The sequence below is a fragment of the Telmatospirillum siberiense genome, assembly GCF_002845745.1.
Taxonomy (GTDB): Bacteria; Pseudomonadota; Alphaproteobacteria; order Rhodospirillales; family Magnetospirillaceae; genus Telmatospirillum; species Telmatospirillum siberiense.
Window position 1 is genome coordinate 106430 of record NZ_PIUM01000018.1, and the last position, 8066, is coordinate 114495.

An 8066-nucleotide genomic window follows, 5' to 3' on the forward strand; every position below is an offset into this window, starting at 1 on the left:
TGTCGTTTGGGTGTCCCGCCGAAGGGCCTCCCGGGGTGTTCCCCCTGGACGGCCCCGGCGGGATTTGCCGTGACCGCGTCTCGACGGCAATTAAGAGAGTGCGCTGCGCATGAACCGCTATCCTCGCTGGAAATACTTCGTCATCGTCATCGCCTTGGTGCTGGGGTTGCTCTATTCCTTGCCCAATTTCTTCGGCGAAGTTCCGGCCGTGCAGATTTCACCGGCCAATTCGGTTGTGCAGATCGATCAGGCGTTGCTGCGCCAGGTCGAGGATGATCTGAAGCAGCAACATATTCCCTATCTGGGAATCATCTCGGATGCCTCGGGAATCAAGGTCAAGCTGACCGATACCGACACCCAGCTCAAAACCAAGGACGAACTGCAGCGTGCGTTGGGCGACAACTATACGGTGGCCCTCAACCTGCTGTCGGCCTCGCCGGACTGGCTTTCCGGCATCGGCGCCCTGCCCATGTATCTCGGTCTTGACCTGAGGGGCGGCGTGCACTTCCTCATGCAGGTCGACATGCGGGCGGCGCTCAACAAGCAGTTGGACCGTCAGACCAACGACGTGCGTAACGCGTTGCGCGATGCGAAGATTCCCCTGGGCGGCGTCAGCCGCGAGGGGCAGAATCTGGTGGTGAAGTTCAAGGACGCCGAAACCCGCACCCAGGGCGGAGAGGAGTTGCGCAAGAGCCTGCGCGACATGACCGGGGTGCAATTGGACGAGACCCGCATCGCCTTGACCCTGACGCCGGAAGCCTTGAAGAAATTCCAGGATTCGGCCATCCAGCAGAACGTGCTGACGCTCAGGAATCGCGTCAACGAACTGGGCGTGGCGGAACCGATCATTCAGCAGCAGGGGCTCGACCGCGTGGTCGTCCAGTTGCCCGGCGTGCAGGATACCGCCAAGGCCAAGGACATCCTGGGCCGCACGGCCAGCCTCGAGATCCGGATGGTCGATGAGGAGCATGCCGATCTGCAAAGCCTGCAGAACGCGGCGAGGGGCTTGGTGCCGCCGGGAGACGAGTTCTATCCGAGCGGCCGGGACGGTCAGCCGTTGCTGATCAAGAAGGCGATCATCCTGACCGGCGAGAACATCTCCAACGCTTCGGCCGGGTTCGATGGCCGGACCAATGAGCCCGCCGTTCATATCAATCTCGACACCCGTGGAGCCCGCATCTTCGCGCAGGTGACCAGAGACAGCGTCGGCAAGCGCATGGCCATCCTGCTGATCGAAAAGGGCAAGGGCGAGGTCGTCACCGCGCCGGTGATCCGCCAGCAGATCGACGGTGGTCAGGTGCAGATCACCGGCCGCATGTCGGTCAAGGACGCCAACGACGTGGCGCTGTTGCTCCGCGCCGGCGCCCTGGCGGCTCCCATGGAGATCATCGAGGAACGCACCATCGGCCCCAGCCTGGGCGCCGAAAACATCGCCAAGGGCGTGCATTCTGTTCTGTGGGGCTTCGTCGCCATCGCCATCTTCATGTCGATCTACTACAGGATCATGGGGCTGTTCTCGACCCTTGCCCTGGCCGCGAACGTCTTGCTTTTGGTGGCTCTGCTGTCCTTGATGCAGGCAACGCTCACCTTGCCGGGCATCGCCGCCATCGCGCTCACCGTCGGCATGGCCATCGACGCGAACGTTCTGATCAACGAACGCATCCGTGAGGAAATCCGTGCCGGACAATCCCCACACGCCGCCATCCATGCCGGTTACGAACATGCCTTGGGGACGATTCTCGACACCAACGTCACCAACTTCATCGCCGGCGTCGCCTTGTTCGCCTATGGCACCGGACCCGTACGCGGCTTCGCGGTGGTTCTGTGCCTGGGCATCATCACCTCGATGTTCAGCGCCATCCTGGTTTCCCGTGCCCTGGTCAACCTGAGCTACGGCCGGAAGCGCAAAATCGATCATTTGTCCATCTGAGCGGGGCGGAGCAGCAATCATGGAATTCTTCCGTTTCAAGCGCGACATCCCGTTTATGACCTATGCGCGGTCGACGACCGTGGTGTCCTTGATCACTTTCATCCTGGCGGTGTTTTTTCTGGCCACCAAGGGTCTGAACTTTGGTGTGGAGTTCACCGGCGGCACGGTCATCGAAGTGCATTACCAGCAGGCCGAGGAGCCGGCGCAGGTGCAGGGCGCCCTGGAGAAGGCCGGCATCCTCGACAGTGCCGTGCAGAACTTCGGGACCTCGTCCGATCTGATCATCCGCCTGCCGCTGAAGGAGGGGGTGTCCTCGGCGCAACTGTCGGAAACGGTGTTGGGTGCGCTGCGCGCCGCTCAGCCCGATGTCGAATTGCGGCGGGTCGAATTCATCGGCCCGCAGGTCGGCAAGGAACTGGTCTCCGACGGTTCGATCGCCCTCGCGCTGGTTTGCGCCGGCATCATGATTTATCTGGCCTTCCGGTTCGAATGGCGTTTTGCCGTCGCCGCCATCATCGCCAATATGCATGACGTGGTGATCATTCTGGGATTCTTCTCGTTCTTCCAGTGGGAGTTCTCGCTGACCGTCCTGGCCGCCGTCCTTTCGGTGCTGGGTTACTCGGTCAACGAGTCGGTCGTCGTCTTCGACCGTATTCGTGAGAATTTCCGCAAATACAAGAAGCAGAGCGTCGCGGAGATCATCAACAACGCCATCACCGCGACCATGTCGCGGACCATTATCACCCATGGATGTACGGAAATGGTGGTGCTGTCCATGCTGTTGTTCGGTGGTGAGACTCTGCATTATTTCGCCCTGGCGCTGACCATCGGCATTGTCTTCGGCATCTATTCGTCGGTGCTGGTGTCCTCGCCGCTGGTTATGTGGATGGGGGCGACGCGGGCGCACTTCATCAGGGCCGACGCCGCCGCCCAGTCGGCCAACGTGAAGTCGTAACCGAGTCCAAAGGCTGGCGGCGGCGTCAGGCCGTCGCCATATAACGCCTCATGGAAATCAACACGGTCAATCCACGCGACTTTCAAGTCATTCAAGGCTACGGCGACGGCGGTTTCCGCATCAGCGGTCAACGCCACGAGGGGCCGGTCCTGGTTCTTCCCTCGCGCACGCTCGCCTGGCCCGTCTTCGATCTCGCGGCGGCGACGGCGGAAAGTTTCTCCGCCCTGGCCGATGAGCGTCCGCCGATCGAGGTGCTGCTGCTGGGCACGGGTGCCCGGATGCGGACGATCGCTCCATCGTTACGCCGCGCCCTGCGCGACCTCTATGGCGTCACCGTCGAGGTGATGGATAGCGGTGCGGCCTGTCGGACCTACAACGTGCTGGTGGCGGAGTTGAGGCCCGTGGCGGCGGCCCTGCTGGCGACGGGCCCTTAAAGGACCCCGTTCAGAAGGCCATGCCCCCTTGGGGGGGGCGCCTTAAGGCTTTTCCCGTTGCCTCCGGTTCCCCGATGGCATGAAAGGCAACCCCGGATATTTGGAACCACCAAGGCACCAAGACACCAAGGCGTCTTTCGGATCATCCGGTGGCGGCCAATCCGCGCCGCAGGCATTCGTCCGCCAGCCGATGACGGGACGGGAAAATGCCAGTGGCACACTCCGCCACCTTGGTGTCTTGGTGGTTCATCAAAAGCCGGAACGCACCGGAACGATCAAGAGGACGAAGTACATCCGGCCAATTGCCGAATGTCCACATGCCCTGGTTCCGGCGTTCCACCAAAAGGCGGATGCCGGTCTTTCCACCTGCCGGCGGAGGCGGACGAAGACGTCCGCCCCACTTTCAGCACAAGTTCGCTTCGCCTTCCGGCTCGCGAAGGAGACGCTTTTACTTCGCCTTGGCGAGGTTCTGCGCCACGAAGTCCCAGTTGGCGAGGTTTTCCAGAACGGCGGAGACGAAGTCCGGGCGGCGGTTCTGGTAGTCGAGATAATAGGCGTGTTCCCACACGTCGACGGTGAACAGCGCCGTCTGGCCGTGGGCCAGGGGGGTGTCGGCGTTGGCCGTCTTGGTCACCTTGAGCTTGCCGCCGTCGAGCACCAGCCAAGCCCAGCCGCTGCCGAACTGCGTGGTGGCCGCCGCCTTGAAATCCTCCAGGAATTTATCGAAGGAACCGAGATCGGCTTCGATTTTCGACAGCAGCTCGCCGGTGGGCTTGCCGCCGCCGCCATGCTTCAGGCTGTTCCAGAAAAAGGTGTGGTTCCACACTTGGGCGGCGTTGTTGAACAGGCCCGCCTTGGATGCGTCGCCGGCCACTTCCTTGATCACCAACTCCAACGGCTTGTCGGCGTTGGGGGTGTCCTTGGTCAGGTTGTTGTAATTGTTGACGTAGGTGGCGTGGTGCTTGCCGTGGTGGAAGGACAATGTGTTGGCGGAAATGAACGGCTCGAGGGCCTTGGGATCATAGGGAAGAGCCGGAAGTTCGAGAGCCATGGTAACCTCTGTTTCAATTGAAAAGGTCCTAAACGATGTTCCCAAGATAGGAACCGAAGCACGGTTTGTGAAGGGCGCCCCCCAGCTAACCTTGCCTGAGACGATAAAGAAAATTTGGCGACGTAAGGGCTTGGGGCGAAATTATCGCTCCAAGCCCTGAAGCCCGAGCGGCGCATGAGCCGGCCGAAGCCGGAGGCGCAGGCATCATATAAACCCTTAGGCTCTGGAGCGATTGTTTCGGCCCAGAGCCTAAGGCCCAGCAGGGCGAAATAGTCGCTGGGACAGGATTCAAACTGAAGGCGCGAACCGCCGGCCGGGTGCCGGACATGGCTATTTCCGCCTCTAAACTGTCCGTGGCGGCCATATTCCGTATTATGGAGAAGCCATTTATTCCAGCCCAATCAAATGTTTGAATAGTCATATATCTATCGATCTATAAACTTTTAGTGAAACAACGTTGTTCCTTTATCCAGTAATGCTTTTAGCGTAAGCTGACTGTGTTTTTCGGGATGTGCGGGGGGAAGAACATGCTCGAAAAGATGTCGATTGCTTCCAAACTTTACGCTTTTGTTGCCGTTTTCGCCTTTGGTCTGGTCATTCTTTTGGCCGTTACCTTCAATGTCTTGCAAGAGAACGGGCGGGCGCTCGACGAAATCGCGGCGACGGGACGGCAAGCGGTGCTGGTGGCCCGGATGAACACCAATGTCCAGGCGATGAGCGCCGCGCAGTTCCGCATGGCGGCCGATCCCTCGGCCGAGGTCGTCGCCGACTCCCTCGGCAAGATTCAGGCCGAAACCAAATTGTTCCAGGAGCGGTTGGCGGCCGTACGCACGACTGCCAGCGGGGATCTGGCGGCGAACCTGGATCCGCTGGCGCGGCAGTTCGATGGCTATCGGCAGACCCTCGACGCCGTGGTTGCTTCCGTCAAAGGCGATGATCGCAAGGCCATGCTGGCAGCCACCGGGCAGGCGGATAAACTGGCCGGCAGCCTACGTGAAACGGCCCGGACGATGTTCAAGCTGGCCGAGACCGCGTCGGAAGGCGCGGTGACCGGCGGTCACGCCAGCGCGTCCTCGGGAAAATGGGCCATCGGTATTACCGCGGTGATTTTCGTGGCGATCGGCATGACCCTGGCTCAACTCATCGCGCAATATTCCATTATCCGGCCCCTGCGGCGAACCGTCGATGTCATCGCCGCCCTGGAGAAAGGCGATGTCGCCGTGCGGGTCGTCGGGCTTGAGCGCCGTGACGAGATGGGCGATGTCGCGCGCGGGCTGGAAACTTTTCGCGAGGGATTGGCCGAACGGCAACGGCTGGTCGAGGCGCAGGCGGCGGAAGCCGCTGCGAAGGAAAAGCGGGCGTCGGCCCTGGAACAGGCCATCCAGGAGTTTCAGCGATCACTGGCCGGAACCGTGCGGGCCGTGGCCGATTCGGCGATGGGCTTGCAGGATACGGCGAACTCGTTGAACGGATCGGCCGGACAGGGCGAGCAATTGGCCGTGTCGGTCGCCTCGGCCGCCGAGCAGGCTTCCGGCAATGTCAATTCCGTCGCTTCCGCGGCCGAGGAACTGTCTTGTTCCATCGACGAGATCGCCCATCGTGTCAGCGATTCCCATAGCATCGTCGAACGTGCGGCCGGCTCCGCGAACCGGGCCAACGGCGTTATGGACGAATTGGCCCAATGTTCTCAAAAGATCGGCGAGGTGGTTGGCATGATCGGCGCCATCGCTTCGCAGACCAACCTGTTGGCGTTGAACGCCACCATCGAAGCGGCCCGGGCTGGTGATGCCGGGAAGGGATTCGCCGTGGTCGCTTCCGAGGTGAAGAACCTTGCCAATCAGACGGCGCGCGCCACCGAGGAGGTCACTTTGCAGATTTCCATGGTGCAGGCCAAGACCGAGGAAGCCGTCGGCGCCATCCGTGACGTCGGAGAGATCATTCAAAAGGTCGGCGAGGTGACCACCTCCATCGCCGGGGCCATCGAGGAACAATCGGCGGCCACCGCCGAAATCGCCCGCAATGTCGAGCAGGCGGCGGCCGGCACCGGAGAGGTCACCCGGCACGTCGCCGGTGTGCGCGATGCCGCCTCGGCGACAGGGGTGGACGCCGGGAAGGTGAAGACCGCCTCGTCGTCGCTCAGTGCCGATGCCGAGCGTTTGCAAAACACGGTGGGCAGCTTCCTTAAGCGCATTCAAGCCCTGTAGCGTCAGAGGTCCGTCGAGGCCTCGCGGAAATCTCCGTTCCGTTCAAGATTGCCCCGCGAACCATGGCGAAAACTTGACTCAATTGCTTTGTTGCACCACAATATCGCCATGGTTCGGTGCTTATTTTGAGGCTGGACCTGTTGCCCGACCCCTGGCGGGGTGGGCGCGAACGTCGTGTCGCTTCATCGGAGGATATGACTATGACCGTGATAATGCATCGACCCGGATAACCGTTGATCCCGTTCGACCGCCCCGCATTGCGGGCGCGGGTTCTCGTGTTTTCTTTCCGGGAGATTGTACCATGGCCGCCATAACGAATACCTTGCCCGTTCTGTCACCGGATGGCGGGCTTTCCAAATATCTTCGCGAAATTCGCAGCTTCCCCGTCTTGCCGCCGGAGGAAGAATATATGCTCGCCAAACGCTGGCAGGAGCATGAGGACGTCGATGCGGCGCATCGTCTGGTCACCAGCCATTTGCGTCTGGTGGCGAAGATGGCGCTGGGTTTCCGTCATTACGGGCTGCCGCTCTCCGATCTGATCAGCGAGGGCAATCTGGGCCTGATGCGGGCCGTCAAGAAGTTCGATCCCGATAAGGGGTTCCGTCTGGCGACCTACGCCATGTGGTGGATCAAGGCGGCATTGCACGAATATGTGCTGAGCAGTTGGTCGATGGTTCGCCTTGGGACCCTGGCCGCGCACAAGAAGCTGTTCTTCAATCTGCGCCGGGTGAAGGCCAAGCTGCACATCCTCGATTCGACCGAATTGACCCACGAGGATACGGCGCGCATCGCCGCCGAACTCGACGTGCCCGAGGATCAGGTGCGTCTGATGAATCAGCGTATCGGCGGCAGGGATTCTTCCCTGAATGCCCCGGTATCGAGCGAATTCGCCATCGAGCGGCAGGATCTGCTGGTCGATGATCGTCCCAATCAGGAAGTCACCCTGTCCGAGCACGAGGAAACCACGCGCGGCAACGCCCTGCTGGCCGAGGGGTTCAAGGTTCTGGACAAGCGTGAGCGCGACATTCTGACGGAACGGCGCCTGCGCGATGCGCCGCTGACCTTGGAGGAACTGGGGGTGCGTTACGGCATCAGCCGCGAGCGCGTCCGGCAGATCGAAAACAGGGCTTTCGCCAAGTTGCAGTCGGCCGTCAAGGCCACGGCGCTGGACCGCAGGGGAAGCCTGGAGGCTATGGCCTGATCCAAGGCCCTCTCCAAAGCTGAACCAAAAGGGTGTGTGGGGCTCCTCATCGACGGCCGGAGGGTCCCCACCGCCACAGGGCAATCGGGTGAACCCGCTTGCCCTGGTTTAAATTGTTGCCCTTCAGACGCCGGGCGGCGGACATCCGTCCGCCTCGGGCTTCCTCCGCTAAAGCTTCAGGGCGATCGCGGTAGGGACGCTCATTGCTGAGCGCCCCCCGCACAGATCCGTACGTGCGGCTTTCCCGCATACGGCTCCCACCTCGGGTATTTGACGGCGAACCTCTGGTTC

The 8066-nt window shown here is 61.4% G+C and carries 6 protein-coding genes; 5 read left to right on the forward strand and 1 reads right to left on the reverse strand.

Features of this window, described 5'->3' with window-relative positions; translation table 11 throughout:
* The first annotated feature begins 109 nt into the window (after nt 1–109).
* From secD to CWS72_RS15665, 3 genes are read left to right on the forward strand one after another with little or no spacing between them, the layout of a single operon-like run.
* Entirely contained in the window at nt 110–1930 is a 1821-nt protein-coding gene (gene secD / locus CWS72_RS15655) for a protein translocase subunit SecD (RefSeq protein WP_101251553.1), read from the forward strand.
* A gap of 19 nt (nt 1931–1949) precedes the next feature.
* Complete coding sequence (secF, locus tag CWS72_RS15660; protein WP_101251554.1) at nt 1950–2885, forward strand: protein translocase subunit SecF; 936 nt, start codon at nt 1950–1952, stop codon at nt 2883–2885.
* A 50-nt stretch (nt 2886–2935) separates the two neighbouring features.
* Entirely contained in the window at nt 2936–3319 is a 384-nt protein-coding gene (locus CWS72_RS15665) for an Mth938-like domain-containing protein (protein WP_101251555.1), read from the forward strand.
* Between the two features lie 448 nt (nt 3320–3767).
* Here CWS72_RS15665 and CWS72_RS15670 read toward each other — a convergent pair whose 3' ends face one another.
* Nucleotides 3768–4370, reverse strand: a complete 603-nt coding sequence (locus CWS72_RS15670) for a superoxide dismutase (protein ID WP_101251556.1) — start codon at nt 4368–4370, stop codon at nt 3768–3770.
* Between the two features lie 527 nt (nt 4371–4897).
* On the opposite strand from CWS72_RS15670, the gene CWS72_RS15675 reads away from it, so the two are divergent.
* Together CWS72_RS15675 and rpoH are read left to right on the forward strand one after the other, a co-directional pair.
* The gene (locus CWS72_RS15675; protein WP_158240679.1) at nt 4898–6574 is read left to right on the forward strand and encodes a methyl-accepting chemotaxis protein; all 1677 of its coding nucleotides are present in this window, start codon (nt 4898–4900) and stop codon (nt 6572–6574) included.
* Between the two features lie 301 nt (nt 6575–6875).
* Nucleotides 6876–7775: an RNA polymerase sigma factor RpoH gene (gene rpoH, locus CWS72_RS15680; protein ID WP_101251558.1), complete on the forward strand. Its 900-nt coding sequence runs from the start codon at nt 6876–6878 to the stop codon at nt 7773–7775.
* The last annotated feature ends 291 nt before the right edge of the window (nt 7776–8066 follow it).